The sequence below is a fragment of the Luteibacter sp. OK325 genome, assembly GCF_003050935.1.
Classification (GTDB): Bacteria; Pseudomonadota; Gammaproteobacteria; order Xanthomonadales; family Rhodanobacteraceae; genus Luteibacter.
On the sequence record NZ_QAOX01000010.1, the window covers coordinates 106,972 to 133,508 of the forward strand.

Sequence of the window (26,537 nt, forward strand, 5' to 3'; positions counted from 1 at the left end):
TTCATTTCCCCTTGCTGATGGCCTCGCCGAGGCTCTGCTCGGTGACGGGCCCGACGAAGCGCTTGGCCACGGTGCCGTCCGGCGCGATCAGGTAAGTCGTCGGCAGGCCCTTCGGCGGCTCGAAGGCCTTCGGCGGATCCATTACGTCGACCTGGGCGATCGGGTACACGACCGGATGCTTGGCCAGGAAGGCGCGAATTTCCTTCGCGTCGGTATCTTCGAAGGCCAGGCCGATCGCGGTGACGTTCTTGTGGTTCTTCACGAAGGCCGAGATATCCGGCATTTCCTTGATGCAGGGCACGCACCAGGTGGCCCAGTAGTTCACTACCACCCACTTGCCGTGCTGTGCGGCGAGATCGAACGGCTTGCCATCCAGCGTGGTGATTTTCAGATCGGGAGCGGCGGCCGTGGCGGCCATGGCCGGGCCGGCGAAGGCCAGTGCGACGACGGCAACGGCGAGAAAGCGGCGAATCATGCGGGAGTGTCCTCGATGGGAGCGCTGACGAGAGCGGGGGGAAAGAGTTGATCGAGCCGCGCACCGAGCGTTGCGTCCAGCGCAGCTGCAAGGTGGTCGAGCAGCACGAGCAACTCGGTGGGGAGGTAGATGCCGAGCCGTTCCACCTGATCGCGCGGATGCAGCGGCAGGCGGTACGAGGTGCAACGATAGATGCGGAGCAGTTCGGTGCAGTCCAGGCTGCGGGTCAGCAGCCAGCCGCCCGCTTCGCCGCGCTGGATCATGTCCGCGCGCTGGAGGTCGTCGAAGTAGCAGGTGATCGCGCTCGACGGCAGGTACGGGGCACGAATGCGGACCGTGGCGGGATCCACGCTGTCGCCGGCGCGTTGCGCCTCGACGAACTGTTGCAACACCACCAGCAGACCGATGAATTCCGCACCCTCCGGCAACGCTTCCTGAGGCAAGGTGTATTCGAACGCGGAAATCGACGCGGCGATCGACGCGCCCAGGATCACGATGATCCAGGACAGGTAGATCCACAGCAGGAAGATCGGGATCGCCGCGAGCGCGCCGTAGATTTCCTCGTACGTCGGCGCGTTGCGGATGAACAACGTGAAGCCCCAGCGTGCGAATTCGAACAGGATCGCCCCGAGCAACGCGCCGATACCCGCATGCCGCCAGTTGACCCGGCGATTCGGCACCATGGTGTACATCAACACCAGGGTGACCAGGGTGATCACGAACGGCAGGAAGTTGAGCAGCCTGCTCTGCGTTGCGATCTGGTCGGCGGCCGCGTGCAGCATGGGGAACGCGGTGATGTACGAGGTGAGCACGAGGCTGCCGACAACCAGAATGGGACCCAGCGTGAGTGCCGCCCAGTAGAGCAAAAGACGCGAGGTCCAGCCGCGTGGCTTGCGTACGCGCCAGATGCGGTTCATGCGGTCTTCGATGCTGATCATCATCGACACCGCACTGAAGAGCATGACCAGGATGGAAATGCCCGTCAGCTGGCTGGCTTTGTCCGCGAAAGCCAGCATGTACTCCTGGATCTTGATGCCCGTGGCGGGCACGAAGTTCTGGAAGGCATAGTTGGCCAGGCTGCCGCGCCACTCGGCGAATACGGGGAAGGCCGAGAGAATCGCGAACACCGCGACGGTCAGCGGCACGAGCGAGACGAGCGTGGTGTACGACAGCGCGCCGGCCGTCTCGAAGCATTTGTCGTCGACGAAGCGCAGCCACGTGAAGCGGGTAAAACTCAGGGCGCGGTCGCGATCGAAGCGAAGCGGCGGCATGTCTGTCCTTAATCCTGTCCCGAAAGATTGGGAACGTGTGGCAGTTCTGCGAGACTAGCGCCTTCGCACAGGCGCCCATCCATGTCCCACGACGTCCTCGTACTCTACTACAGCCGTAGCGGCCACACGGCCCAGCTCGCCCGCCTCATCGCCCGCGGCATCGAGGAAGTCCCCGGCATGCGGGCACGCCTGCGCCAGGTGCCGCCGGTGGCACCGGTGACCGAAATCGCCATGCCGCCGGAGCCGGACGAAGGCGCCCCTTACGTGACCCGCACCGACCTGGTCGAGTGCGTGGGCATGGCCATGGGTAGCCCCACGCGCTTCGGCAACATGGCCGCGCCGCTGAAACACTTCCTCGATACCACGGGGGCCGAGTGGGCGTCCGGTGCCCTGGCAGGCAAGCCGGCGGCATTGTTCACCTCGACCAGCACGATGCATGGCGGGCAGGAAGCCACCTTGCTGTCGATGGCCCTGCCCCTGCTCCACCACGGCATGCTCATCGTCGGTATCCCGTACACCGAGCCGTCACTGACCAGTACCACCAGCGGTGGCACGCCTTATGGCGCCAGCCACGTGGCTGGCGCTCGTGGCGACAACACCATCAGTGAGCACGAGCGCGACCTTGCCCGCGCCCTGGGCAAGCGCCTGGCCGATGTCGCACGGCGATTGGGTACGCCCGCGTGAGGGTGGCGCTGAGCGCCACGCAGAAAACGGGGCTGTGGGCGTGGGCGGCGCTGCTCGCGCTCCAGGTGCTCTGGTACTCGCTGTATCCGCCCATCTCGATTCCGACCTGGGTCGCCTTCGCACTCACCGTCCCGCCGCTGCTCCTGCCGCTGCTGTCGTTGCCCAAAGTCACCCGCGCGCTGCTTTGGGTCGGCGTGCTGGCCCTGTTCTATTTCTGCCACGGCGTCACCGAGACATGGAGCGGTGGTCCGGACCGCTGGCTCGGCGTGATCGAGCTGGTGCTGACCCTGCTCCTGATCGGCACGCTGGGCGTGGGTGTCCGCAGGCCTCGTTGACCGTCCAAAGTCATCGGCGCAGGCTAGACCTGCTTACCTGACGGAGAGGATGCCACGATGGGTTTTCTGCAGGACGCGCCTCGACTGGCGCATCCCTATCGCGACGATCGCGTACTGAATGCATGGCTCGGCCATGTCTTGCCGGCCGGGCGCCTGCATGCGATGCGCGCCGATCTGGACGCACTGGGCGACTATGCCGTGATGGCCTGGGACCGACGCGGCCGCACGCCACGCACCGAACCGGTGCTCACCTCCTGGGACGCCTGGGGCGCACGCGTGGATCGCATCGCGCTGACGCCCGCGTGGGAAGAAGGTCCCGGCCTGACCACGCGCCATGCCGTGCTCGCTTCCGGTCACGATGTTTCGCCATGGGCGCGTGTGGAAGAGTTCGCGCGCGTGTACCTGTACCACATCGCCAGCGAGTTCTACTGCTGTCCCCTGGCGATGACCGATGGCGCTGCGACGGCGATCCGCGCCTCCGGCAACGCCGCGTTGATCGATCGGGCGTTACCGCATTTTCTCAGTCGCGACGCATCCACGTTCTGGCTGTCCGGGCAATGGATGACCGAGACGCCGGGTGGTTCGGATGTCGGCCGCACCGAGACTATCGCGCGGCAGGATGCCGAAGGACAGTGGCGGCTGTACGGCCGCAAGTGGTTCAGCTCCGCCGTGGTGGGCGAAGCCGCGCTTGCACTGGCGCGGCCGGAAGGTGCGGGTCACGGCACCTCGGCCCTCGCCTTGTTCTACGTCGAGACCAGGGACGAGCATGGCGCCTGGCGTGGCATCACGATCGACCGCCTTAAGAAAAAGCTCGGCACGCACGAGTTGCCGACCGCCGAGATCCATCTGGATGGCTTGCCGGCGACGCCAGTGGGGCCTCTCGACCACGGCGTGCGCCAGATCGCGCCGATGCTCAATGTCACGCGAACCTGGAACGCCGTCTGCGCGGTGGCGAGCATGGCCCGTGCGATTTCGCTCGCGCGCGACTACGCCACGCGCCGCAGCGCCTTCGGAGCACGCCTGATCGACCAGCCGCTGCACGCCCGCACGCTCGCCGACATGCAGGCCGAGTTCGAAGCCGCTTTCTCGCTCACCTTTTTCGTCGCCGAGTTGCTCGGCCGCACCGAACGCGGCGAAGGCGCTGCGCACGAAGGCGCCCTGCTCCGCCTGCTCACGCCGCTTGCCAAGTTGTGGACGGCAAAAGTGTCGATACGCATCGTTTCCGAAGCGCTGGAGTGCTTCGGAGGCGCGGGTTACATCGAGGACACCGGCCTGCCGCAACTGTTGCGCGACGCTCAGGTCTACGCCATCTGGGAGGGCACGACCAATGTTCTCTCGCTCGACATGCTGCGTGCGATCGGCGCGACCGGCATCGCACCGCTGCGCCAGGCCATCGATGGCCTTCTCGGCGCGGACGCGCCCGAGCGCGGCATCATCGGCAGCGCGCTGGACGCCACCGAGGCCCTGCTCGGCGATATCGTCGCGGACCGCGCCTCGCTGGAAGCCTCCGCACGTGGTGTCGCCTACACACTGGCCCGCGCGATGGCCGCCGCGCTCCTGGTCCGTTCGGCGGCGTGGGCTGACGCGACCGGCGATGCACGCCCGGCAGCCGCCTGCCGGCGCTTCATCGCGCGTGGGCTCGACAGACTGGCGTTGCCTGAGAATGACGAGGATATCCTGCTGGCGACCGACGCTCCCCCCCGCCCCCTGGGGAACAAGGCCGCCGCCGGGACGATGGCCGACGCGGTCACGAGGTAGAATGGGCGCCCCGCTTTACCCGGCTTCCCAGGTCAGACATGCAGCAGCTCACCATCGTTACCACTGGCGGCACGATCGACAAGGTCTACTTCGACGACAAATCGGACTACCAGATCGGTAGCCCGCAGATCGCCGACATTCTCCAGCAGCTTGGCGTCGCGTTCCGTTTCGATGTGATTCCGATCCTGCGCAAGGACAGCCTGCATGTCACCGACGAAGACCGCGTGCTGATGCGCAGCACGATCGAAGCGCAGCCGCACCGCCACGTGCTGGTGACGCACGGAACCGACACCATGGTCGAGACTGCGCGCGTCCTGGCAGGCATCCCCGGCAAGGTCATCGTCCTTACCGGCGCGTTGAATCCGGCGCGCTTTCAGGGTTCCGACGCAGTGTTCAACATCGGCTGCGCCGTGGGCGCGGTGCAGACACTGGGCGATGGCGTCTACATTGCGATGAATGGCCGCGTGTGGGATCCCGCCACGGTTCGCAAGAACCGTGACGCGAACCGCTTCGAAGCCATCTGATCCGCCCGGTCAGGAACGCGGCCGGGGAAGAACACTATCTTCGATGACCGCGTCGACCGTCGCGCCCGCATCGATCAGGCCGGCCCCGCAGCCTTTCGGGCACGGGCCGGGCAGCGGTCTGGCGTTGTCGATCAGCTGCGCCGTGATCTCGTCGACCCCGATGAGCGGATCGGCCGAGCGCATGAGCGCCACCAGCCCTGCGACCTGCGGCGCCGCCATCGACGTGCCCGCGTAGTACTTGAAGATGGGCCGCTGGCGGCCCCGCTCACCGCCGTCGACCGACGAAAGGATGTCGTCGATGCCCATCCGTCCCAGCGAGCCCCCGGGCGCCGCCACGGTCACCCCGTCGCCGTAGTTCGAGTACCAGGCCATGCTCCCGTCGCGCGCCAGCGCGGCGACTGACACGACCCCCGGGCAGTTGGCGGGCGATACGCCTGAGGCCTTGATCGAGTCGTTGCCCGCAGCCGCCACCACGCTCGTGCCGCGCGCGCGCGCCTGTGCGATGGCGCGGCCCATAGTCATGCTGCAGGCACCGGGCACGCGCAGACTGAGGTTGATGACATCGACGGGCGCCCTGCCCGGAATGCCGGCCACCTCACCGCCGGAGGCCCAGACGATGGCGTCGGCAACATCCGAAAGCCTGCCGCCACAACGGCCCATGACGCGCACCGGGACAACCTTCGCCTGCGGCGCGACGCCGACGATACCCGGCGTGTTGCCGGCACGCGCCACGACGATGCCGGTGACATGCGTGCCGTGCCACGACGATGGCGAGCCCTGGCGCGAATGGCAGTCGCCCGGATCGGTCCAGTCGCCCTCGTCGGTAGGATCGGCATCGCGGCCATCGCCATCGCGCGCCGCCTGCGCGTCGGTGATGAAGTCGTAACCCGGAAGCAGTTGGCCATCGAACTCCGGATGCGGTGTGACACCGGTATCCAGCACCGCGACGACAGCGCCCTCGCCACGCGTATCGCGCCATGCCACCGGTGCCTCGATACCGACTTTCGGATCGTGCATGTACCACTGGCGTCGCCACAGTGGATCGATGATGCTGCCGGCCAGGCTGACCATGAGATCTTCCTCGACCGCAACGACACCCTTCGATGCCGCCATCGCCTCGGCCTCGACAGCGGACAGTTCGAACAACTCACCACCCGCTGCCAGGCGACGCACGTGCCACGCAGGTGAACCATGTTGCGCCATAGCATGCACGGCCTCCATCGTGGCGGCGTTCGCGGTAACAGAGTCGTCGAAATGCACGATGTAGCGGTTGGTTGTTTCATCGGCGGCAACGACGGGCGCACTCACTGCGAGACCGAGCATCACCGCGCCAAGAGGCCGGCAGGCATATTTCGACATGACGCGTTCCTTCGACAGGGCGCTCTCTGCGCCGGTCGAAACACGCTAGAAGACGCGCGCCATCGCCACCATTCGCCGCACCTCGACAGCGCACGTGGGAATCACGCGGGACGAACTCCGGGCAACGCTTACTTAGGCTGCAGGAGGCTCGCCTTCGGCATTGCGTTTTGCGCTCGCGGTGCGTTGCAAGAGCCGGCGGGTGCCACCCTCGGGGCCACGACTGCGGCGACCCGCTTCGGAAGGGCCGCCCAAAAGCGGCCGTTTACTTATTGCCCTACGGGCCGGGTCGATTGATGCCGAGCGTGGGAGCCGCTTCAGCGGCGAACCCTCAGGCTGTCGTGTACGCGAACGAGGCATTGCGGTGATCGGGCGAGCGGTTCAACGGCCCGCACGATCAGATGCACGGCATCGTTCGCCCTGGCAGCGCTGAGGGTTCGCCGGCGCAGCCGGCTCCTACAACAGCAGGGAACGGTCGCGCTTCCGATAGCGAGCGGTGCGCTCGACCCCACGAACCTCAGTACTCGGAAGAGCCGGCGGGTATCACCGTCGGGGCCGGTAGCGGAGGCGAGGCGTGCCACCGGAAAAAGCCCGCAGGGGGTCGGCCATGGATGGCCGGCCGTTTTCGCGCGACAGGAGTCGCGTCGAAAACCTCCGGTGGGGCGCCGACCCGGCCCGTAGGGCTATAAGTAAACGGCCGCTTTGGGCGGCCCTTCGTTAGCGGGTCGCCGGAGTCGTGGCCCCGAGGGTGAGACCCGCCGGCTCTTGCGCCAACGCGCACCGCGAGCCGCGAGCCGCGCACCGCTATACCGACAGCGAGCCGTCCCCGGAAATTCGCGAGCTGCCTTTTTCGAGGCAAGCACCCTTTCGCCGCTGAAGCGGCTCCTACAGAGAGCCAAAAAAAGCGCGGGCATTGCTGCCCGCGCTTTTCATTACGAAACAACCTCAGCCGCTTACGGCGTCCAGGTTGCCTTCAACGAGACACCCGAGAAAGCCGTATAGCCGCGTACTTTCACGTAGTACGTGCCGGCCTGGGTCGACGTAAACGTGCAGGACTCGGCGTTGCCGGTCTTGTACGGGCGGCAGTTGTAGCTCGAGGTGGTCGGTGCGGAACCGAACTTCACATAGAGATCCGCGTCACCCGTGCCGCCGCTCGTCGCAATGACGAGGTTCTTGCCGGCCGTCACGACCACCGTGTAGCTCAGTTCCTGGCTGGCGCTACCGGCAAGGCCAGTCTTGGCCACGCCATTCTGCAGCGCCGTACCACCACCGCCGCCACCCGTCGAGCAGGTCACGCCCACGCCGGTGAACGCCGAGGCGACATCGGTCGCCGAGAAACCGAGGTCGGTCGCCGCGCTGGCAACACCGCACGAGCCGGTGTTGAAGGTGGAGCTTGCGGTCCAGTACAGGGCGTTAGCGCGAGCGAACACCTTGAACGCTTTCACCGTGTCCCAGCCGGTCTTCTTGGCCAGCAGGCAGAACGCCTTGTTGTAGACGCCGGACGAATAATGCACGTCGAGACCGCTGGTGTAGTCGGCGGCGTTACCGATCGAACCACCGTCCTGCGGCGGATCGCACATGTAGCGCAACGCGGTGCCGATGCCGGCACTGGCCTTGACGATATCGGCGCCGACGAGGAAGTCGTTCGTGCCGCGATCGTAATACTCGGCCGCTTCGCCGGCGATGTCCGAATAGGCTTCGTTCATGCCGCCCGACTGGCCGCTATAGGTCAGGTTCGAGTGCTGCTCGGTGTAGCCGTGGCTGATTTCGTGCGAGGTCACATCCAGCGCCACCAGCGGATAGAAGGTGCTGGCACCATCGCCGAAGTTCATCGAGCTACCGTCCCAGAACGCGTTCTCGTAGCTGGAGCCGTAGTGCACCTTCATGATGAGCACCTGGTTCAACGGCGCCGCGCCGGTGTACGCGGTGTACATGTCATGCACCACGCCACCGAAGTGATGGGCGTCGTTGATGGGACCATACGCGCCGTTGATCGCGTCACCGGTGGAATTGAAGCAGGTGAAGCTCCATAACGTTCCGGCACCGGACGTCGCATGGTTGAGGTTGTACGTCTTCACGTTCGTATTCTGCGCCGTGCAGGTGTTGCCCGACTGCGTCACGATCAAGGAGGGCTTACCGCCTGCGCCCCAGGTGTATTGCCCGGTCTTCTGGTTGCCGCCCGGACCGGTGGCATTGACTTCGGCGTAGGTCAGGCCTTCCCACTGCTGGATGATCTCGCCGGTGTTGGCGTCGATGATCGCGGTGGGACGAGTCGGATGATCGCCGCCGGAGAAGAATGAGGTCAGGTAGACCAGGCGCGCGGGTACGCCATCTCCGGGATAGACATAGAGATCCGCCTTGGCGTTCTCGGGCGCCGCGACAGCACCGGCCAGCGTCTTCGCCTGCTTACCGAGAAGAGCAATCGCGCGAGCCGCGTCGATCTTCGGCGTTACCGATGCGAGGTCGACCTGCAGGTCGGATGTCACCACGCCATTGGCGACGAGCGAATTGCCCTGGGCGTCCTGCTCCACGGCGATGCTGCGGCCGAACACCGGCACACCCTTGAAGGTCTGCTGCATGCGGACGGTCTGCGTGCCCTTGACGGTCGGCAGTGCGTTCTTCGCGACGAAAGCGTTGTCGGCCGAGAGGCCGAGCTTCGCGGCCAGCTGGCTGGCGGGGATGGCTCCCAGGCTCTGGGCCCGCAACGCTTGCTCGGTGGCCGCCGAAGCGACGGAGCAGGTTGCGACACCCAGCGAAACGACCAGGAGTTTCAAGCGAACATGACTTGCCATTACGTTCCTCCTCCAGGAACAGGCCACACGAACCCATTGCGGTCGTGTGGACCACATTCCGAACGATATGATTGACGCGCCGAAGCGCGATGCCCGTTGCGACCTCCGGCCCCCCCGCCGAAAGTGCTTGTCAACCTAGCGCAAGTTCTCGCGGTCGACTACCTAGGGATTTCCCTAGGACACACGAACTTGCGAAGATGACCGCCATGACGCAGCCCACCGATATCGACCTCGACCTCCGCCACATGACCCCGTTGGTGCGCGCCTCGTTCCGGCTCACCTCGGAACGGCACACCCTCGACCACCTGCTCGACGAGCTCGGCGTGCCGGGCGCCAGGAGCTGGCAACGTGGTGAGACGGAGGGGATTTCATCGCAGCGCCGCAGCCACGGCTGGTGCGTGGAGTTGCCCGAGCAGCATACGTACGCGCTGGACGATGCGCTCAGCCAGCTTCTGGCCGTCCTTGCGCCGCATCGCGACGACATCGTCGCGACCATCCGCAGCCTCGAACTGGACGCGCATTTCGGGCTGCATGTGCAGATGACCGGCGACCGTGCACCCGCTGGTTACTGGTCGCCCGTGAACATCAAGACCATCGCGCTCTACGAGGCCTCGCTTGAAGCCGACATCAGCGTGTCTCCGGCTCCCTGAAGCTCAGAGCATCCCGGTTTCGAGCTTGGCCGCGTCCGACATCATCGAATGATTCCAGGGCGGATCGAACACCAGGTCGACATCGGCTTCGACCACGGTAGGGATGAGTTCGAGCTTGGTACGGACATCGTCGATGAGGATGTCACCCATGCCGCAACCAGGCGCGGTCAGGGTCATCTTCACGTACGCCTTGCGCGAGCCTTCGTCGGTGGATTCCAGACTCACGTCATACACCAGGCCAAGCTCGACCACGTTGATCGGAATCTCGGGATCGAAGCAGGTGCGCAACTGCTGCCAGACCAGCTTCTCCACCTCGTCGTCGGAGGCGCCGTCTTCCAGTTCGATCGGACGCGGTGGCTCCTTGCCGAGCGCGTCGGCGTCGCCGCCGGCTATGCGGAACAGGTTGCCTTCCACATACACGGTAAAGCTGCCGCCCAGGGCCTGGGTGATGTACCCGATCTGCCCGGCCGGAAGCGTCACCGTCTCGCCCTGCGGCACCATGACCGCCTGGCAGTCGCGCTCGAGGGTGAAAGGTTCGCTGCTGAGGCTGAAACCGCTCATTGCTGTCCTGTAAAGGCCGCGCCGCGGCCGCAAAGTCGTCGATTATGCGCCCGCCGCCGGCCGGCGGTAAGCATCCATGAGGATAAATCGGGGCGGTGACCGACTGCCTCAAGAGCGCGGCGCCCGCTTGCCCGCTATCATTGCCCCCTTTGGCCCATCCCCGGACCCTATGCGTCATCCGAAGGAACACCATGCCGGCTGAGCGTCTGCGTCGCCTCCCCGGCCTCCTGTTTGGCGCTTTTTGCGCCATCGCGTTCGGTTTCGCCGCCGGTGCCGTCTGGATGGTGCCGTCGATGATGTTCGGCCGCGCCCTGCCCGCGCTGGTCCTTCCGGTGGGCTGGGTGCTCGGTATCGTGGTTCGCCGCTGGCTGCGCATCGAGGGCGGCGCGGGCGCCGGACTGGCTGCCATCGCCACCTTGATCGCGGCGGCGTACACCGCGTGCCTGGTCGCCGCGGCGACCATCTCCGGGATGATGGGCATTGGCTTCGGCCAGGCCATCCATGACGCCGGAGCGGCCATGCTGCTCGAACTGGCCCGCCTGGCCCAGGGCCCCTGGGATCTGGTGCTTTACGTCGCCGGCGCCCTCCTTGCCGCCCTCGTCGCCTGGCCGATCGCACGCCGGTCACCGGGCCAGCCCTGACTTCATAAGCAGTAAATGCCCGGCCTAGGAATATGGCTGGTGCAGATCCCGTCAACCGGCGGTCGCCGACCGCGTTTATCGGAGTGATTCAGGCCGTATGGAGCATGAGGATGCCAAGACCGACGAAGCGAAGGGCGCCGTGAACGGCTCGCTCGCGCTCGACAGTGCATCCCTGGACGATGTCCGCGAGGTGCCGGCGAACATGGACGCCTTCCTGGCGGCCATCGAGCGCAGGGCCTGGCGCATGGCCGAAATCCACCTGGGCAACCGTGAAGACGGCATGGATGCGGTGCAGGACGCGATGCTGCGCCTGGTCCGCCACTACGCCGACAAGCCGCCCGGGGAATGGACGCCGCTGTTCTGGGGCATCCTCCGTCGTCGCATCGTGGACCTCCAGCGCCGCCGCAAGGTGCGCTCGATCATCGTCGGCTGGATCGGCGGTGGCCGCGACGACGAAGGCGACGAGTTGCCCGCGTGGGAACCGGCCGACGACAGCCCGGATCCTTCGGCGCGGTTGCAGGATTCCCAGGCGTACGGCGACATCGTCGTCGCGGTTCGCAAGCTGCCGCAGCGCCAGCGTGAGGCATTTACCTTGCGCATCATGGAAGGGCTGGACGTAGCTGAAACGGCAGCGGTCATGGGCTGCTCCGACGGCAGTGTGAAGACTCACCTTTCGCGCGCGATGCATTCGCTGCGCGATCAATTGGAGGCATGGCGATGAGCCAGCACGATCGAGACCTCGAACGTCGCGCCCGGGAACTCTACCTGCGCGCCAGCCGCGACGTGGATCCGACCACGGCCGGGCGCCTGCGCGCGGCCCGGCGTACGGCGCTGGCCGCACCACAGGAATCCCCGGCGCGTCGCCTGATGCTCCCCGCCGGCGCGTTCGCCGTCGTGGCGCTGGCGTCGCTCATGCTCTGGCAGCCGGGCGCTGCGCCGCCCTCGGCCCCGCCGGCCGTCATGCAGTCCGCCGATACCGAGGCGACCGACCTCCCGCCAGACCCGGACAGCACTGATCCCGCCCTGTACCAGAACCTGCAGTTCTATAGCTGGCTGGCCTACAACGACACGCAGCCGTCCGCCGCCCACAAGTGATCGCCATGCGCCGCCTCCCTCTCGTCATCGCCGCCCTGCTTGCCCTGGCAGCTCCCCTTGCTGCCCCGGCGCAGGATCGTCCGCTGCCTCCCGGCGGGTCCGATTGGCCCAATAGCGAACATCCTGCCGTGCCGCCGCGTCCGTGGAGCCAGCTGACGCCCGACGAGAAAGACATCCTTTCCCCCGTGGCTCATGACTGGGACAGCTTCACGCCGAGGAAGCAGTCGCACATGCTCGAAATGGTGCAGCGCTGGAAAGGCCTGCCGCCGGAGCGGCGTGCCCAGATCCGCGATCGCATCGACCGCTGGCAGCACATGACGCCGGAAGAACGGGCGGAAGCTCGCAAGAACCAGCGGAAGTTCCAGGACCTGAGCCCGGAGCAGCGCGCCAAGCTGCACGATGCCTTCGAACGGTTCCGCAACCTGGCGCCCGCGCAGAAGCAGGCGCTGATGGAGAAGTGGCGCAACCAGACGCCCGAGCAGCGTCGCCAGGCCATCGACAACATGGGTCCGAACGACGCCCTGCCGCCCCCGCCGCCAGGCGAGCACGGGCCGCCGCCGGGCGGTTCCGCTAAACTGGGCGGATGACGCAGACCACGCTGGACCTCCTCGACCACCGTCGCTCCGTACCTTCGCGCCAGCTCGGCGAACCGGCTCCCGACGACACCGTTCTCAAACGCCTGCTCGAAGCGGCTATCCGCGTACCCGATCACGGCAAGCTCGAGCCGTTCCGCATCCGCGTGCTGCGCGGCGACGCCAAGCGTCAGTTCGGCGCGCAACTGGCCCGGCTTGCCGTTGAAGCGAATCCCGACCTGTCCGAAGCCAAGCACGAGAAAGAACGGCGGCGCTATGACTTCGCGCCGTTGGTGCTGGTCGTATCGGCGAAGATCGACGACGAAAGCAAGGTACCCGAGCTCGAACAGAACCTTGCCGCCGGCTGCGTGGCCTATAACGTGCTGCTCGGCGCCCAGGCGCTCGGCTACGGCGCGCAGTGGCTTACCGGCTGGGCCGCGTACGATCGCAACGTGGCAAAATTGCTCGGCATGAAGAAGAGCGAACACGTGATCGGCTTCATCCACGTCGGCACACCGTCGATGGACGCGCCGGAGCGCGAACGCCCGGTCTACGACGATATCGTGAGCGTGTGGACACCGTGAGCGGCGATTCCCTCGTTCACCTGGTCGACGGCAGCCTCTACGTGTTCCGCGCCTGGCATTCCATGCCGGACGAGTTCCACGACCAGGACGGCGAGTCGGTCAATGCCGTGCACGGCTTTACGCGGTTCCTCTGCGAGCTGCTCGAGCGCACCCGCGCGGAACATGTCGCCGTGGCCTTCGATGCCTCGCTCACCACCTCGTTCCGCAACGCGATCTATCCGGCCTACAAGGCCAACCGCGAGCTGCCTCCGCCGCAGCTCGTGCGCCAGTTTTCGCTTTGCCGCGAGATCTCCGCCGCGCTGGGCCTGAGCGTGCTCAACGACCACCAGTACGAAGCCGACGATCTCATCGGCAGCGCACTGTGGGGCCTGCGGTCGCACGGTTTCCGCGGTGTCATCGTCTCTGCCGACAAGGACTTCGGCCAGTTGCTGGGCGAACACGACGAACAGTGGGACTTCGCCAAGAACGTTCGCTGGGGCCCGGCCGGCGTATTCGACAAGCTCGGCGTGCATCCCCACCAGGTAGCCGACTACCTCGCGCTTTGCGGGGATGCCGTCGACAACATTCCCGGCGTACCCGGCATCGGCGCGAAGACCGCGGCGGCCCTGCTCGCCCATTTCGGCAATCTGGACGCCGTGCTGGACCGCATCGACGAGGTGCCGTACCTGCGTATCCGTGGTGCGGCGGCCTGCGCCGTTCGCTTGCGCGAGCACGCCGACCAGGCCTTGCTGTGCCGCCGCCTGACCCGCATCGCGCTGGATATCGCCGTGGCCGAGACTGCCGACGCGCTGCGCCGTCGCCGGGGCGAAGCCGACACCCTCGACGAACTCTGCGAGCGCCTGCGCTTCGGTCCGCTCACCCGATCCCGGCTGCGCGCGCTGATCTGAGGCGATTCCACCCAACGTCACACGACCGCGCTACCCTTGGCCGGATACTTCGTATCCATCGCCCAGGAGCCCGCCCATGCAGACCAGCCCGTTGCCCCACGCCTCGCCGATCCCCGACGACGCCAGCGCACCGGAAGAGGTGCTGCACAAGGCCAAGTGGCTGACCCTGAAGCGTCGCGGTCGCTGGGAGTACGCCGAGCGGAACAATCCCGGCGGTGCCGTGATCATTCTCGCGGTGACTGCCGACGACAAGGTGGTCTTCGTCGAGCAGTACCGCGTGTCGATCCTCGCCAACACCATCGAGATGCCTGCCGGACTGGTGGGCGACCTGGCCGATGCCGAAGACGAAGACGTGCTGATCGCCGCGCGTCGCGAGCTCGAGGAAGAAACCGGCTATGCCTGCGGCAAGATCGAGTTCATCCACGAGGGACCATCCTCCGCCGGCATGAGCACCGAGATGATCGCCTTCGCCCGCGCCTGGGACCTTGAAAAGGTTGGCAAGGGCGGCGGCGATGAAACCGAGAACATCATCGTCCACGAGGTGCCTCGTGCCGAAGCCGGCAAGTGGCTGTTCGACCGCGCCGCGGAAGGGTTTTCGATCGACGCCAAGCTGTTTGCTGGGCTGTGGTTCATCGAGCACCCCGAAGCTCATATCCAGGATAACCGCAGCCTTACCTGACGGAGATGGCTCGGTGGGAGCCGATTCATCGGCGAATGGTAAGTACATGTGGGAGCCGATTCATCGGCGAATGGTGAATAAACCCGCGGCACAGCCGCGCTCCTTGAGGTTGCTGGCCTCGGTTCCCACCGAACGCGAACGGAGAGCATCGCCGATGAATCGGCTCCTACAGGGGCGGGTATTGGTAATGTCAATTCTTGTCGCTGAGTCACTCCCCGGTTAGCCTTCCCACTGCTTCACCCGGCGCCGCCCATGTCTGTCCGCTTTGCCCATCTCCACCTGCACAGCGAATACTCGCTGGTCGACTCGACCATCCGCATCAAGCAGTTGGTCGCCGCGTGCGTGCGCACCGGCATGCCTGCCGTCGCACTGACGGATGAGAACAACCTCTTCGGCCTGGTCAAGTTCTACAAGCAGTGCACCGCGGCGGGCATCAAACCCATCGCTGGCTGCGACATCTGGGTATCCAGTCCGGACGATCCGCGCCCCTGGCGCCTGACCCTGATGTGCCAGGACCGCGACGGTTACCTCAACCTGTCGCGACTGGTCTCCCGCGCCTGGCGCGAAGGCCAGGGCACCGGTCGCGCGCTGGTCGACGCCACGTGGATGCATCCGGAGAGTGTGCGCGGCCTTATCGCCGTTGCCGGCCGGGAAAGCGAACTGGCCCGCGTGGCCCTTGGCGCCGGCCTTCCCGCGGCGGGCGCACGGCTGGAATCGCTGCGCCGCCTGTTTCCCGATCGCCTCTATCTCGAGCTGACCCGTACGGGTCGCCAGCACGAGGAAGACTGGGTACGTGCCGCCATGGCCCTGGCCGGCGACTACGAACTGCCGGTGATCGCCAGCAACGACGTCCGCTTCCTCGAACGCGAGGGCTTCGAATCGCACGAGGCACGTACCTGTATCAACCAGGGCCGTGTCCTCGCTGATCCCAAGCGCCCGCACGACTACAGCGAAGAGCAGTACTTCAAGAGCGCCGAGGAAATGGAGGTGTTGTTCGCCGACATTCCCGAAGCCCTCGAGAACACGGTGGAGCTGGCCAAGCGCTGCAACCTGGAACTGACTTTCGGCGAGTACTTCCTGCCGAACTTTCCGGTGCCCGAAGGCCACACGCTGGACACCTTCATTCGCGCCCAGGCCCAGGCCGGCCTGGAAGAACGTCTCGCCGTCCATCCGCTCGCCGCGGGCAAGACGCGCGAGGACTACCAGGCCCGACTCGACCGCGAAGTCGACGTCATCATCGGCATGGGCTTTCCCGGCTATTTCCTCATCGTGGCCGACTTCATCGGCTGGGGTAAGGACAATGGTATTCCGGTCGGACCGGGCCGCGGTTCCGGTGCGGGCTCGCTGGTGGCCTGGGTGCTCAAGATCACCGACCTGGATCCGCTCCAGTTCGAGCTGCTGTTCGAGCGATTCCTCAATCCCGAACGCGTGTCGATGCCCGACTTCGACATCGATTTCTGCATGGATCGCCGCGACGAGGTGATCGACTACGTCGCGCGCAAATACGGCCGCGACCACGTCAGTCAGATCATCACCTACGGCTCCATGGCGGCCAAAGCCGTGCTGCGCGATTCCGGCCGCGTGCTCGGCATGGGCTACGGCCAGGTGGATCGCCTGGCCAAGCTCATTCCCAACCGTCCGCTCGACCTCACGCTGGGCGACGCGCTCGGCCGCACCGAGAAGTCGAAGAAAGAACCGGACCGCATCGTCAAGGAATTCTGCGACGTCTACGAGCAGGAGGAAGAGCCGCGCCAGCTGATCGACCTCGCACTCAGCCTCGAAGGCCTCACCCGTAACGCCGGCAAGCACGCCGGCGGCGTCGTCATCGCGCCCACGCCGCTGACCGACTTCGCGCCGCTCTACTGCGAAGCCAGCGGCGACGGTGTCGTCACCCAGTACGACAAGGACGACGTCGAAGCGGTGGGCCTGGTGAAGTTCGACTTCCTCGGCCTGCGCACGCTCACGATCATCGACTGGGCGGTCAAGGCGATCAACAAGCGCCGTGCGAAGGAAGCCACCGAGCCGCTGGTGATCGAAGCATTGCCGCTGGACGATCCGAAGGTATACGAGCTGCTGAAGAAGGCGCAGACCGTCGCCGTCTTCCAGCTCGAGTCGCGCGGCATGCAGGGCATGCTGAAAGACGCCCAGGCCGACCGTTTCGAAGACATCATCGCGCTGGTGGCCTTGTATCGACCCGGCCCGATGGACCTGATTCCAAGCTTCTGCGCGCGTAAGCATGGTCGCGAAGCGGTGGAGTATCCGGATCCGCGTGTCGAGCCCATCCTGAAAGAGACCTACGGCATCATGGTCTATCAGGAGCAGGTGATGCAGATGGCGCAGATCGTCGGCGGTTACACGCTCGGCGGCGCCGACCTTCTTCGCCGTGCGATGGGTAAGAAAAAAGCCGAGGAGATGGTCAAGCATCGCGCCACCTTCCGGGAAGGTGCGGCGAAGGACGGCATCGATTCGATCAAGGCCGACGCGATCTTCGACCTGATGGAGAAGTTCGCCGGCTACGGCTTCAACAAGTCGCATGCCGCGGCTTATGCGCTGGTGTCGTACCAGACCGCATGGCTGAAGGCGCACTACCCTGCCGAGTTCATGGCCGCGACGATTTCGTCGGACATGGACAACACCGAGAAGGCCGTCACCTTCCTCGAAGAAACCCGCGCTATCGGCATCAAGGTGCTGCCGCCGGATGTCAATGCGTCGGACTGGATGTTCGAGGCGGTGGAGCCGAAGGTCGTGCGTTACGGCCTGGGCGCGATCAAGGGCGTCGGCCAGGGTATCTGCGAGGAAATCGTCGCCGAGCGCAAGGCAAAGGGCCCATACCGCGGACTCGTCGATTTCTGCCAGCGCGTCGGCTCGAACAAGCTCAACAAACGCACGATGGAAGCGCTGGTCCAGTCGGGCGCACTCGACGCGCTCGGCGAGAACCGCGCCACCCTCATCATGCACCTGCCTGAAGCCATGCGTGCGGCGGACCAGGAAGCGAAGAACCGCGCTTCCGGCCAGGTCGATATCTTCGGCAACGCCTTCGGCGCGGCGGAAACGCCGAGCATCATCGAACTTTCCGGCGCCGTGCCCGAGTGGCCGCTCGAGCAGCTGCTGCAGGGCGAGCACGACACGCTCGGCCATTACCTTTCCGGCCATCCCACGGATCCGTGGAAGGGCGAGCTCGCACAGCTGTCGAGCTGCCCTATCGGCGAGATCCCGCAGCGCTACCAACCGCCCAAGCCGCGTCGTAACGACGACGATGAAAACGCCAGCCGTTTCCGTCGTGGTCCGGAAACGCCATGGACAGTCGCAGGCATGGTGGTCGGCATGCGCAAGCGCGGCGACAGCGATGCATTCGTGCAGATCGAAGACGCCACCGGCCTGCTCGAAACCAGCTTCTTCCGTGAGGTATTCACGGAGGCCGCGCCGCTGCTCACGCGTGGCACTCTTATCGTGGTCGAAGGCGGCTTGCGCATCGACGATTTTGCCGGCGGATACCAGCTGCGCGCACGCAAGGCGTATGCGCTGTCGGAAGCGATGGAACATTTCGGCCGCCTGCTCACGTTGAAACTCAACGGCGTCGGCAGCGACTTCCCGCAACACCTGAAACAGGCGTTGATGAGTTACCGCGGCGGTCGTACGCCCTTATTGCTATCGGGCTATCGCAACGATACGGGCAGCGCCAGCCTCGAACTGGGCGAGCAGTGGCGTGTGCGCGCGCTGCCCGACCTGCTTCGCACATTGCGTGGCATCCCCGGCGTGCTCGCGACCGATCTTCGTATGGTTCGCCCCGCCGACTGAGCGGCAGCGGGACGAGGAGTCCATCAAAAGTCGATGGGGCCGTAAGGATCCGTCCTTTCAACGAGGGCCACTTCCTTGATGATCACGGGCGACGCGTCACCTTTCTTGCCAATGGCTACGCCCAACTGGGTGACCGGCGTGCCGGGAGGAAGGGTCACGGTCGTCTCAAAGGCGGCGGGGACGGAGAGTGACCCCGCCTTCGTATCGTCGAAAACCTCCGATAGCTTTTCCCCCTTGTCGTCGGCAACGATGACCTTCATGCCGATGCTGGCAGGGCCAGCCGACTTGTACGCCGCGTAGGTCACGCGCAGCGTGTAGAACGAAACGGAGCTCTGCGTGCCGTCATGGTTCGGCACGTCGATCCACTGGAAGATGGAATCGCCGGGCTTGTTCAGGACAACGCCCGGTGTCGCGTCGATGCCCGTCGCGTAGGACGGCGTCCCGTCGCCGTAGAAGCCCCACGGCTTCAGGTGATCGCCGATGCGATGGTCGCGTCGCGGTGTGATTTTCCACCAGCTGAACGACGACTCCCAGGGATGCTTGTAGTCTCCGTTTTCCGTGCCGAGCGTCGGCGGCGCGCCGGTAAAGTCACCATTCGGGACCGTGACGCGGCAGTAGGTATGACCGCCGTAGTGACTCTTCTCACGCCCGGCCTCGCAGGACACGGCATCAAAGTCTTCGGCGGCGGCGACCGGGGACAGTGCAGCCAGGCAGGCCACCATGAGTGCGCCTCGGGTAAACGTTCCATGTTTCATACATGTCCTTTCGTTACAGATCGGGCGGTGGTCTTGCCCGCCACGGACGGTGCAGTGGGCAAGACCGTCCGGCGTTTACTCGGCTGGCGGCGTGACTCCCAGGCGAGTACGCACGATGCGCACGTCGTCGACCTGGAGCATGGTGGGAGTGTTGTTGTCCCGACGCTTGATTCCCACCAGAAGGACGGCGGGCGCCGGACTGGAGATACCGTCGACCTTGAAGTCGATGTTTTCCCAATCCCAGCCGACCGTGCGCGAGACGCTGGCCAGTTCGCGCACGGACTCCGACGCTTCTGAGCCGACGAACAGGGCAACATCGACATCGGCCGGTAGCGGGCCGGACCCACGGGCGCGCAGCTTGACCGTGTATGTATTCTGCGGTGCGCTCGAAATGGTCGAACCGAGGGGAAGAAATGCGCCGGTCACAGCCTCGGCACCCTGTCCTTGCAATGCCAGCACACGCGACGTGGGTGTGCTGCCTAAGTAAGGCGCGGGCGAATACCTGCCTTCCTTGAGCGACCACCCGCTGAGCGTTTCCGGATCGTTCGGATCCTCGAAATCGCCGTTGCCCAGTCCCACACGACACAGATCCTGGCTCCAGCTGTCCGCGCAGACGACCATGCCGCGAGGCTTAGGTAGCGTCCAGTTACGCAGTGCCTGACTCAGTTCCAGCAGGGTCTGAAAACCAACGGCGAGACGCGAGGGCTCGTCGGCAGCACTTGCCAGCGGTGCCGGACCGGCCTGCACTGCCCCAGCCTGAAGCGCCAGCGCAAGCGCGCCGGAACAAAGCAATACATTCTTCTTGTTCATGGTTTCTCCTTGGTTGAAATAACGGACTTCCCTGGTCCTGCGTCTCAGCGGCGGAACACCTCCGTTCCGGCACTTTCGATCAGTACGACGTCGTCCACCTGCACGGTGGCGAGTGTGCCGCCTTCGTTGTCGATCGCCACGAGCACGTGCGCGGGAGCGGCATAGGGGCGGCCCTGCACGCTCAGCTCCACGGTGCTCCATTGATCGGTCAGGGCCATGCTGGTGACGTGCCCAAGAGGGATCAGGTCGGTCCGCTGGCCGGTGCTCATGGACAGGGTGGCGCGCACCTGGGCCGGGGCATGCTCGGCGCGGATCTGAAAGCGCAAGGTATAAACCGCTTCCGCGCTGCCCTGCGGGGTATGTGCGTAGACCGCTTGCTGGATGCTGCTGCCCAACGGCAGGGCGGCATAGGTATTACCCTCAGCGTCCGTGCCGTGGCCCGGCAGGCCAACGCGTTCCCAGGACGACAGCGCCCTGTCGTCGAAATGACCGTTCTTCAACGACAGAAGGCAGGCATCGCCCGTGGCGCTGCCGCCATGACAGCCTGGCAGCGATGGCGCGGCACCGGAATTTCCGGCGAACACCATGCCGGCACCGGCAAAGGTGAGAAGGGACACCAGCGCGAGGGCGGGGAGAGGTTTGAGCATCATCATTCCTTGATGTTTGTGGGTTCGGCGATTGGAGCATGGCCGGGTCAGGCACGAGCGAGCCCTTGGGCGCGCCGGGCTATTGCCCTACACGGATTTCGCCCAAATCTCACCCACAGGGCAATGCGCTCAACGACTTACGAGGCAGACCGGGCATCCGTACCCTTGCGCACACCGCGCCGCGCCCCACTAGGTATAATCAGCGGTCTTGCCCGGATGCACCCTATTCCATGAATCCCAACTTCCTCGATTTCGAACAACCCATTGCCGAGCTGGAAGCGAAGATCGAAGAGCTTCGCCATGCCAGCAGCGGGCAGGCATTCAACATCGACGAAGAAGTGGGCCGGCTGCGTGAAAAGCTGAAGATCAAGACCGCCGAGATCTTCCGCAACCTCACGCCCTGGCAGGTGAGTCAGGTTTCGCGCCACCCGGCGCGCCCGTACACGCTGGATTACATCCAGGCCATGTGCGAGGAATTCCACGAGCTCAAGGGCGATCGCATGTTCGCCGACGACCAGGCGATCGTCGGCGGTCTCGCCCGTATCAACGGTCGCTCGATCATGATCGTCGGCCACCAGAAGGGTCGCGACACCAAGACCAAGGTGAAGCGCAACTTCGGCATGCCGCGTCCCGAGGGCTATCGCAAGGCGCTTCGCCTGTTCAAGATGGCCGAGCGCTTCGGCATCCCGGTGTTTACCTTTATCGATACCGCCGGTGCGTGGCCCGGGATCAACGCCGAAGAGCGCGGCCAGTCCGAGGCCATCGCGCGGAACCTGCTGGAGATGGCCGAACTGCGCGTGCCGATCATCTGCACCGTCACCGGTGAAGGCGGTTCCGGCGGCGCGCTGGCCATCGGCGTGGGCGACCGTACGCTGATGCTTCAGTACTCCACCTACTCGGTCATTACCCCCGAAGGCTGCGCGTCCATTCTGTGGAAGAGCGCCGACAAGGCCAAGGATGCCGCCGAGGTCATGGGTCTCACCGCTCCGCGCCTGCTCGAAAACGGGCTGATCGACAAGATCGTGCGTGAGCCGCTGGGCGGCGCGCACCGCAATGCCCAGTCGATGGCGATTCGCCTCAAGGCCGTGCTGCTCAACGAGCTCGACGAGCTGGAAAAGCTCGGCGTCGACCAGCTGCTGGAAAAGCGCTACCAGCGCCTGCGTGGTTACGGCGCCTTTATCGAGGGCTGAGCCGCCGTCACACCGCGCGGGGTAACATCGGCCTTCCATGCCCCGCCCGCGGATTGAACCATGGCCAACGACGTCACCGATAAACTCGCCGTCCTCATCGACGCGGACAACGCCCGACCCGCGATCGTCGACGGCCTGCTCGCCGAAGTCGCCAAGTACGGCACCGCGCACGTGAAGCGCATCTACGGCGACTGGACCGGGCCCCACCTCAACGGGTGGAAGACGGCGTTGCTCGATCATTCCATCCAGCCGATCCAGCAGTTCGCCTATACCTCGGGCAAGAACGCTACCGACTCGGCGATGATCATCGACGCGATGGATCTGCTTTACTCCAACCGTTTCGACGGTTTCTGCATCGTCTCCAGCGACAGCGACTTCACGCGCCTGGCGTCGCGGATCCGCGAGGCCGGCCTCATGGTCTATGGGTTCGGCGAGCAGAAGACGCCCAAGCCGTTCGTCTCTGCCTGCGATAAATTCGTCTACACCGAAGTGCTCGTCGGCACGGTTGAGAGCGAGGCGTCCGAGCAACCCGTGCAGCGCTCGGCGCATGAACTGCGCGGCGACACCAAGCTGGTGAACCTGATCCGCAACGCCATCGACGCCGGCTCCGACGAGAACGGATGGGCCAGCCTCGGCGCCATCGGCAGCATCATCAACAAGCGCTCGCCCGAGTTCGATTCGCGCAATTACGGGTACTCGAAACTGAGCGGATTGATCAACGGCATCGGCCTGTTCGAGGTCGAGGAACGCCAGCTGGGCAATGCCCGTCACCTGTTCGTGCGCCTTCGCGCCAAAGGCAAATGAGCACCTCGCTGACCGATCACCTCGCCCGTGCACTCGACGACGTGCCGGGCGCGCCGCTGGTCGTCGCCTTCAGCGGCGGGCCCGATTCCACCGCGCTGCTGCACGCACTCGCCGGCCAGATGCCGAGGCCGCCGTTGCGCGCGCTCCACATCGATCACGGACTGCATGCCGACAGCGCCACGTGGGCCGTGCATTGCCGGCGCCTGTGCGATTCGCTCGGCGTGCCTATCGACGTCGTGCGTGTGACGGTGGACCTCACGCGCGGCGAAGGCATCGAAGCCGCGGCGAGGCGTGCTCGGCATGACGCATTCGCGTCCGCGCTCAAGCCCGGCGAATACGTCGTGCTTGCCCATCATCGCGACGACCAGATGGAAACCGTGCTGCTCAAGCTCATGCGGGGTGCCGGGCCGGAGGGCCTGGCAGGCATGAAGGCGATACGCCCGCTTGCCGCCGGCATGCTTTGGCGGCCGCTGCTCGATCTCCCGCGTGCCGCCCTGCTCGATCACATCGCTGCGAACGGCCTTTCCACCCTGCACGATCCCTCCAACGACGACCCCCGCATCGCGCGTGGGTACCTGCGCGCCACCGTCATTCCCGCGCTCATGGACCAATGGCCGCAGGCGGCTGTCAGCATCACGCATAGCGCCCGCCTGTGCCGTGAGGCGGCGGACGGTCTGCGCGAGGGCTGGATCGACGCACTCGACGACCTGCGCCGCGACGAAAACACCCTCGATGCCCGCGGATGGCTCGACCTGCGTCCGGCCTGGCGCGCGCCCCTGCTCGATCACTGGCTACATGCCATGGGACTGAGCGCACCCACCACGGCGCAGCGCGATGTACTGGAGCGACAGGTCCGCGAGGCCTCGGTGGAGCGCCTGCCGCTGGTCGGCTGGCAGGACACCGAGGTCCGCGTGTGGAAGGGACGGCTGTGGGCCATGTCCCGCTGCCAGCCATTCGATGAGACGTGGTCGGCGACCTGGCATGGCGAGCCACTGGCGCTGCCTGGCGGGGGCGTCCTCACCCTGGGCGACACCCGGCTGGCGGAACCGCTCACGGTGCGCTATCGCCGAGCCGGCGATCGCATACGCACCGCCGGCAACCACATCACCAAGGAACTGCGCGATCTCTTCCAGGAAGGGGCGGTACCGCCCTGGCGGCGCCCACGCATGCCCCTGCTATGCGAGAACGGCAGCCTGATCGCCGTGGCCGACCGCTGGCTGAGCGATCGCGGCAAGGCACTTTTCGACGGCGCAGGCACGCTTCCGGCATGGCGGCGCAGCGTTTCCGATTGATCAAAAAGGCCATGTGAGCTAATTTTGCGGGCATGCCGAAGTCTCCCGCCCCTGCTGCACCCGCGTCATCCATTGCCGAATTCGAGCACTCGCTCGACGAACTCGAGCAACTGGTCACGCGCATGGAAGGCGGTGAATTGAGTCTGGACGAATCGCTCAAGTCGTTCGAGCGCGGCATCGGCCTTTACCGGCACTGCCAGACGGCGCTGGAGCAAGCGGAACTGCGCGTGCGCCTGCTGCTCGATCCCGAAGCCCCCGAGACCGCCGAACCCTTTGATTCCCACATCGACTGACCTGCCGGCGCCGCTGAAGGCGCTGGTCGGCCGGGCGGACGAAGCGCTTGCGCGCGCGTTGCCCGGCGGCGACCTTCCTCCCGTGGAACTGCATGGTGCCATGCGCTACGCCGTGCTCGGCGGTGGCAAGCGCCTGCGCCCGCTGCTGGTCTATGGCGCGGGGCATGCCCTTGGACGCGATGACAGCATCCTCGATGCACCGGCCTGCGCGGTCGAGATCATCCACGCGTATTCGCTGGTGCACGACGACCTGCCGGCGATGGACGACGATGCGCTACGCCGAGGCCAGCCGACCTGTCATATCGTGTATGGCGAGGCCATGGCCATTCTTGCCGGCGACGCCCTGCAGGCGCTGGCCTTCGAGATCCTGTCCACGCCCCATGGCGATGACGACGATCCGAACGCACGCATTGCCATGCTGCGCGCCCTCGGCGCCGCGTGCGGGGCGGAAGGCATGGCCGGTGGCCAGGCCTTCGACCTCTCCGCCGTGGGCCAGAAGCTGTCGCTGGTCGAACTCGAGCGCATGCACGCCTACAAGACCGGCGCCCTGATTCGCGCCTCGGTACGCCTCGGCGCCCTGGCGGCGGGTTGCACCGATTCCGACCTGCTGGCCCGCCTGGACCGGTACGGCCACGCGGTAGGCCTGGCCTTCCAGGTACGCGACGACATCCTCGATGTGGAAGGCGAGTCCGCCGTGATCGGCAAGACCGCCGGCAAGGACGCCGCCGCGGACAAACCCACCTTCCCATCCATCATCGGCCTGCCCGCCTCGCGCGAACGCCTCGACACCCTGGTCAACGATGCCCTCGAGGCGATCGAACCGCTGGGCCCGCGTGGCGAGTACCTCGCCGACCTGGCGCGCTATTCGGCGCAACGCGCTCACTGAACGCAAGCTCCTCGCACCTCGCGCATGGCTCGCCTTCGGCTCCGCGGGCTCGGCTTCGCCGTCGCTCTCTACACTTGGGCGTCTCGCGAGGGAGACCTTGGTGCCCACCCTCGCTGCTCAGACAGTCCTCCGCGCTCGGTGCGGAAGGCCGCTTCGCGGCCCATGTGCCTATTTGGCCTACGGCCGCTCACTTGTGCGGAACTCGCCTCGAGGGTGGACACCAAGGTCTCTCACGACGATACGGTTGAGTGGGATGAGAGCCGTTGGCATGGCCGTCCCGGAACACCAGGGAGATGCGGAAGCGATTGCTGGCACCCGGTTGCCGATCACGTCCGTCGCTCCTGCGCCAGCGTGCCGGCCGACGATGCCGCCGCGCGCTTTGGCTCGACCCACGCGAACCTCAGGGCTCGGGAGAGCCTTCGGTGCCCACCCTCGAGGCGAGTTCCGCACAAGTGGAGCGGCCGCAGGCCAATAAGAACACGGGCCGCGCAGCGGCCTTTCCGGCACGAAACGCGGAGGACTGTCTGAGCAGCGAGGGTGGGCACCGAAGGCTCTGCGCTGCTACGTCACCGAGCGCGGAGGACTGTCTGAGCAGCGAGGGTGGGCACCGAAGGCTCTGCGCCGCCACGTCCGCCGCCTTCGGCGTCCCCGGAATTCCGCGATGAGCCATGAAAAAGCCCGCTTTCGCGGGCTTCTCGTATTCATGTCGCGATATCTCAGCTGATCAGCCGCAGCGCGAACGGATAGCGGTAGCTGCCTGTCTGACTGACCTTCACCGCGGCAATGATGCAGAAGGCGATGTTGAGGATCCACAGCAAAATATGCAGGAAGGCGCCGATCAGGATGATCGTGAGGATCCAGCAGATCACGTATCCGAGGAGGACAGTAATCTGAAAGTTCAGGGCTTCCTTGGACTCGGTGATCAGATAGGCCTTGTCAGCCTTGTCCTTGTTGATCAGCCATACGATCAACGGAACGATGATGCTGAAGAGGATTCCCGAAAGATGCGTGAGCATCGCGAGGTTCTTGTCGTCGTTCCCTTGGTAGACCGGCGGGACCGGCTCATACGGCGGCGGGGGCGGCGGGGGTGGTGACGGCGGAATCTGATCGGACGGCGTACTCATGGTGCGACTCCGGTGGCGATGTCGGGCCCACTGTCGGAGAGCGCAGGGGACGTGTCAAGCCGTCCTTCCGGCAC

General features: G+C 65.6%; 27 protein-coding genes. 18 read left to right on the plus strand and 9 right to left on the minus strand.

Translation table 11 applies throughout. The annotated features are described in order from the left end of the window. Position 1: 1 nt before the first annotated feature. Together C8J98_RS18870 and C8J98_RS18875 are read right to left on the minus strand one after the other, a co-directional pair. Positions 2-475 carry a TlpA disulfide reductase family protein gene (locus C8J98_RS18870; protein ID WP_107914907.1) on the minus strand — a complete coding sequence of 158 codons (474 nt, stop codon included), beginning with the start codon at positions 473-475 and terminating at the stop codon, positions 2-4. After that, positions 472-1,746, minus strand: a complete 1,275-nt coding sequence (locus C8J98_RS18875) for a YihY family inner membrane protein (protein ID WP_107914909.1) — start codon at positions 1,744-1,746, stop codon at positions 472-474. The genes C8J98_RS18870 and C8J98_RS18875 overlap by 4 nt, the downstream gene beginning before the upstream one ends. Before the next feature lie 81 nt (positions 1,747-1,827). Between C8J98_RS18875 and wrbA the strand changes: the two genes are divergently transcribed. From wrbA to C8J98_RS18895, 4 genes are read left to right on the plus strand one after another with little or no spacing between them, the layout of a single operon-like run. After that, the gene (gene wrbA / locus C8J98_RS18880; RefSeq protein WP_107914911.1) at positions 1,828-2,430 is read left to right on the plus strand and encodes an NAD(P)H:quinone oxidoreductase; all 603 of its coding nucleotides are present in this window, start codon (positions 1,828-1,830) and stop codon (positions 2,428-2,430) included. Beyond that, entirely contained in the window at positions 2,427-2,765 is a 339-nt protein-coding gene (locus tag C8J98_RS18885; RefSeq protein WP_107914913.1) for a DUF2069 domain-containing protein, read from the plus strand. The genes wrbA and C8J98_RS18885 overlap by 4 nt, the downstream gene beginning before the upstream one ends. A gap of 57 nt (positions 2,766-2,822) precedes the next feature. Next, positions 2,823-4,523, plus strand: a complete 1,701-nt coding sequence (locus tag C8J98_RS18890; protein WP_107914915.1) for an acyl-CoA dehydrogenase family protein — start codon at positions 2,823-2,825, stop codon at positions 4,521-4,523. 38 nt (positions 4,524-4,561) lie between these two features. Beyond that, entirely contained in the window at positions 4,562-5,047 is a 486-nt protein-coding gene (locus C8J98_RS18895) for an asparaginase domain-containing protein (protein WP_107914917.1), read from the plus strand. Positions 5,048-5,056: 9 nt separating this feature from the next. On the opposite strand, the gene C8J98_RS18900 is transcribed toward C8J98_RS18895, so the two are convergent. Both C8J98_RS18900 and C8J98_RS18905 read right to left on the minus strand, forming a co-directional pair. Next, entirely contained in the window at positions 5,057-6,406 is a 1,350-nt protein-coding gene (locus C8J98_RS18900; RefSeq protein WP_146171677.1) for a S8 family serine peptidase, read from the minus strand. Positions 6,407-7,356: 950 nt separating this feature from the next. Continuing rightward, complete coding sequence (locus C8J98_RS18905; RefSeq protein WP_107914919.1) at positions 7,357-9,195, minus strand: M4 family metallopeptidase; 1,839 nt, start codon at positions 9,193-9,195, stop codon at positions 7,357-7,359. A 206-nt stretch (positions 9,196-9,401) separates the two neighbouring features. On the opposite strand from C8J98_RS18905, the gene C8J98_RS18910 reads away from it, so the two are divergent. Beyond that, positions 9,402-9,845, plus strand: a complete 444-nt coding sequence (locus C8J98_RS18910; RefSeq protein WP_158272759.1) for a DUF4279 domain-containing protein — start codon at positions 9,402-9,404, stop codon at positions 9,843-9,845. A gap of 3 nt (positions 9,846-9,848) precedes the next feature. Here C8J98_RS18910 and sufT read toward each other — a convergent pair whose 3' ends face one another. Then, entirely contained in the window at positions 9,849-10,406 is a 558-nt protein-coding gene (gene sufT, locus C8J98_RS18915) for a putative Fe-S cluster assembly protein SufT (RefSeq protein ID WP_107914923.1), read from the minus strand. A 191-nt stretch (positions 10,407-10,597) separates the two neighbouring features. Here sufT and C8J98_RS18920 point away from each other — a divergent pair, with 191 nt between their 5' ends. From C8J98_RS18920 to dnaE, 8 genes are all read left to right on the plus strand, one after another. Beyond that, positions 10,598-11,047 (plus strand): hypothetical protein, encoded by a 450-nt coding sequence (locus tag C8J98_RS18920; RefSeq protein ID WP_107914924.1) that lies wholly within the window; start codon positions 10,598-10,600, stop codon positions 11,045-11,047. 139 nt (positions 11,048-11,186) lie between these two features. Continuing rightward, positions 11,187-11,768 carry an RNA polymerase sigma factor gene (locus C8J98_RS18925; RefSeq protein WP_107915035.1) on the plus strand — a complete coding sequence of 194 codons (582 nt, stop codon included), beginning with the start codon at positions 11,187-11,189 and terminating at the stop codon, positions 11,766-11,768. Then, positions 11,765-12,142 (plus strand): hypothetical protein, encoded by a 378-nt coding sequence (locus tag C8J98_RS18930; RefSeq protein ID WP_107914926.1) that lies wholly within the window; start codon positions 11,765-11,767, stop codon positions 12,140-12,142. The genes C8J98_RS18925 and C8J98_RS18930 overlap by 4 nt, the downstream gene beginning before the upstream one ends. Positions 12,143-12,147: 5 nt before the next feature. After that, a complete protein-coding gene (locus tag C8J98_RS18935; protein ID WP_107915037.1) occupies positions 12,148-12,729 on the plus strand; it encodes a DUF3106 domain-containing protein in 582 nt (193 codons plus the stop codon). Continuing rightward, positions 12,726-13,298, plus strand: a complete 573-nt coding sequence (locus C8J98_RS18940) for a nitroreductase (protein WP_107914928.1) — start codon at positions 12,726-12,728, stop codon at positions 13,296-13,298. Before C8J98_RS18935 ends, C8J98_RS18940 begins: the two co-directional genes overlap by 4 nt. After that, entirely contained in the window at positions 13,286-14,185 is a 900-nt protein-coding gene (locus C8J98_RS18945; protein WP_107914930.1) for a 5'-3' exonuclease H3TH domain-containing protein, read from the plus strand. Before C8J98_RS18940 ends, C8J98_RS18945 begins: the two co-directional genes overlap by 13 nt. Before the next feature lie 76 nt (positions 14,186-14,261). Beyond that, entirely contained in the window at positions 14,262-14,864 is a 603-nt protein-coding gene (locus tag C8J98_RS18950; protein ID WP_199229960.1) for an NUDIX hydrolase, read from the plus strand. Positions 14,865-15,116: 252 nt separating this feature from the next. Then, complete coding sequence (gene dnaE, locus C8J98_RS18955; protein ID WP_107914932.1) at positions 15,117-18,662, plus strand: DNA polymerase III subunit alpha; 3,546 nt, start codon at positions 15,117-15,119, stop codon at positions 18,660-18,662. 23 nt (positions 18,663-18,685) lie between these two features. Here dnaE and C8J98_RS18960 read toward each other — a convergent pair whose 3' ends face one another. The 3 genes from C8J98_RS18960 to C8J98_RS18970 all read right to left on the minus strand — a co-directional run bounded on the left by C8J98_RS18960 (position 18,686) and on the right by C8J98_RS18970 (position 20,874). Then, positions 18,686-19,417 (minus strand): hypothetical protein, encoded by a 732-nt coding sequence (locus C8J98_RS18960; protein ID WP_146171678.1) that lies wholly within the window; start codon positions 19,415-19,417, stop codon positions 18,686-18,688. A 75-nt stretch (positions 19,418-19,492) separates the two neighbouring features. Next, positions 19,493-20,227: a hypothetical protein gene (locus C8J98_RS18965; protein ID WP_107914935.1), complete on the minus strand. Its 735-nt coding sequence runs from the start codon at positions 20,225-20,227 to the stop codon at positions 19,493-19,495. A gap of 44 nt (positions 20,228-20,271) precedes the next feature. Further along, positions 20,272-20,874 (minus strand): hypothetical protein, encoded by a 603-nt coding sequence (locus tag C8J98_RS18970; protein ID WP_107914937.1) that lies wholly within the window; start codon positions 20,872-20,874, stop codon positions 20,272-20,274. A gap of 230 nt (positions 20,875-21,104) precedes the next feature. On the opposite strand from C8J98_RS18970, the gene C8J98_RS18975 reads away from it, so the two are divergent. Genes C8J98_RS18975 through ispA form a run of 5 tightly spaced genes read left to right on the plus strand, consistent with a single transcriptional unit; the run spans position 21,105 to position 25,339 of the window. After that, a complete protein-coding gene (locus C8J98_RS18975) occupies positions 21,105-22,064 on the plus strand; it encodes an acetyl-CoA carboxylase carboxyltransferase subunit alpha (RefSeq protein ID WP_107914939.1) in 960 nt (319 codons plus the stop codon). Between the two features lie 60 nt (positions 22,065-22,124). Continuing rightward, positions 22,125-22,868: an NYN domain-containing protein gene (locus tag C8J98_RS18980; protein ID WP_107914941.1), complete on the plus strand. Its 744-nt coding sequence runs from the start codon at positions 22,125-22,127 to the stop codon at positions 22,866-22,868. Beyond that, positions 22,865-24,160 carry a tRNA lysidine(34) synthetase TilS gene (gene tilS, locus C8J98_RS18985; protein ID WP_107914943.1) on the plus strand — a complete coding sequence of 432 codons (1,296 nt, stop codon included), beginning with the start codon at positions 22,865-22,867 and terminating at the stop codon, positions 24,158-24,160. The genes C8J98_RS18980 and tilS overlap by 4 nt, the downstream gene beginning before the upstream one ends. Before the next feature lie 32 nt (positions 24,161-24,192). Beyond that, positions 24,193-24,453 (plus strand): exodeoxyribonuclease VII small subunit, encoded by a 261-nt coding sequence (locus C8J98_RS18990; RefSeq protein ID WP_107914945.1) that lies wholly within the window; start codon positions 24,193-24,195, stop codon positions 24,451-24,453. After that, a complete protein-coding gene (ispA, locus tag C8J98_RS18995) occupies positions 24,437-25,339 on the plus strand; it encodes a (2E,6E)-farnesyl diphosphate synthase (protein WP_107915041.1) in 903 nt (300 codons plus the stop codon). Before C8J98_RS18990 ends, ispA begins: the two co-directional genes overlap by 17 nt. Positions 25,340-26,055: 716 nt before the next feature. Here the strand turns inward: ispA and C8J98_RS19000 are convergent. Next, positions 26,056-26,463: a DUF4870 domain-containing protein gene (locus C8J98_RS19000; RefSeq protein ID WP_107914947.1), complete on the minus strand. Its 408-nt coding sequence runs from the start codon at positions 26,461-26,463 to the stop codon at positions 26,056-26,058. Positions 26,464-26,537: the final 74 nt, after the last annotated feature.

Coding starts and splice junctions, on each gene's coding strand:
- C8J98_RS18910 (WP_158272759.1), top strand. CDS start 9,402: ATGACGCAGCCCACCGATATCGACCTCGACCTCCGCCACATGACCCCG.
- C8J98_RS18895 (WP_107914917.1), top strand. CDS start 4,562: ATGCAGCAGCTCACCATCGTTACCACTGGCGGCACGATCGACAAGGTC.
- C8J98_RS18940 (WP_107914928.1), top strand. CDS start 12,726: ATGACGCAGACCACGCTGGACCTCCTCGACCACCGTCGCTCCGTACCT.
- C8J98_RS18870 (WP_107914907.1), bottom strand. CDS start 475: ATGATTCGCCGCTTTCTCGCCGTTGCCGTCGTCGCACTGGCCTTCGCC.
- C8J98_RS18950 (WP_199229960.1), top strand. CDS start 14,262: ATGCAGACCAGCCCGTTGCCCCACGCCTCGCCGATCCCCGACGACGCC.
- C8J98_RS18875 (WP_107914909.1), bottom strand. CDS start 1,746: ATGCCGCCGCTTCGCTTCGATCGCGACCGCGCCCTGAGTTTTACCCGC.
- C8J98_RS18970 (WP_107914937.1), bottom strand. CDS start 20,874: ATGCTCAAACCTCTCCCCGCCCTCGCGCTGGTGTCCCTTCTCACCTTT.
- C8J98_RS18960 (WP_146171678.1), bottom strand. CDS start 19,417: ATGAAACATGGAACGTTTACCCGAGGCGCACTCATGGTGGCCTGCCTG.
- C8J98_RS18900 (WP_146171677.1), bottom strand. CDS start 6,406: ATGTCGAAATATGCCTGCCGGCCTCTTGGCGCGGTGATGCTCGGTCTC.
- dnaE (WP_107914932.1), top strand. CDS start 15,117: ATGTCTGTCCGCTTTGCCCATCTCCACCTGCACAGCGAATACTCGCTG.
- C8J98_RS18930 (WP_107914926.1), top strand. CDS start 11,765: ATGAGCCAGCACGATCGAGACCTCGAACGTCGCGCCCGGGAACTCTAC.
- wrbA (WP_107914911.1), top strand. CDS start 1,828: ATGTCCCACGACGTCCTCGTACTCTACTACAGCCGTAGCGGCCACACG.
- C8J98_RS18990 (WP_107914945.1), top strand. CDS start 24,193: ATGCCGAAGTCTCCCGCCCCTGCTGCACCCGCGTCATCCATTGCCGAA.
- C8J98_RS18935 (WP_107915037.1), top strand. CDS start 12,148: ATGCGCCGCCTCCCTCTCGTCATCGCCGCCCTGCTTGCCCTGGCAGCT.
- C8J98_RS18975 (WP_107914939.1), top strand. CDS start 21,105: ATGAATCCCAACTTCCTCGATTTCGAACAACCCATTGCCGAGCTGGAA.
- C8J98_RS18965 (WP_107914935.1), bottom strand. CDS start 20,227: ATGAACAAGAAGAATGTATTGCTTTGTTCCGGCGCGCTTGCGCTGGCG.
- C8J98_RS18890 (WP_107914915.1), top strand. CDS start 2,823: ATGGGTTTTCTGCAGGACGCGCCTCGACTGGCGCATCCCTATCGCGAC.
- C8J98_RS18920 (WP_107914924.1), top strand. CDS start 10,598: ATGCCGGCTGAGCGTCTGCGTCGCCTCCCCGGCCTCCTGTTTGGCGCT.
- tilS (WP_107914943.1), top strand. CDS start 22,865: ATGAGCACCTCGCTGACCGATCACCTCGCCCGTGCACTCGACGACGTG.
- C8J98_RS19000 (WP_107914947.1), bottom strand. CDS start 26,463: ATGAGTACGCCGTCCGATCAGATTCCGCCGTCACCACCCCCGCCGCCC.
- C8J98_RS18905 (WP_107914919.1), bottom strand. CDS start 9,195: ATGGCAAGTCATGTTCGCTTGAAACTCCTGGTCGTTTCGCTGGGTGTC.
- sufT (WP_107914923.1), bottom strand. CDS start 10,406: ATGAGCGGTTTCAGCCTCAGCAGCGAACCTTTCACCCTCGAGCGCGAC.
- C8J98_RS18980 (WP_107914941.1), top strand. CDS start 22,125: ATGGCCAACGACGTCACCGATAAACTCGCCGTCCTCATCGACGCGGAC.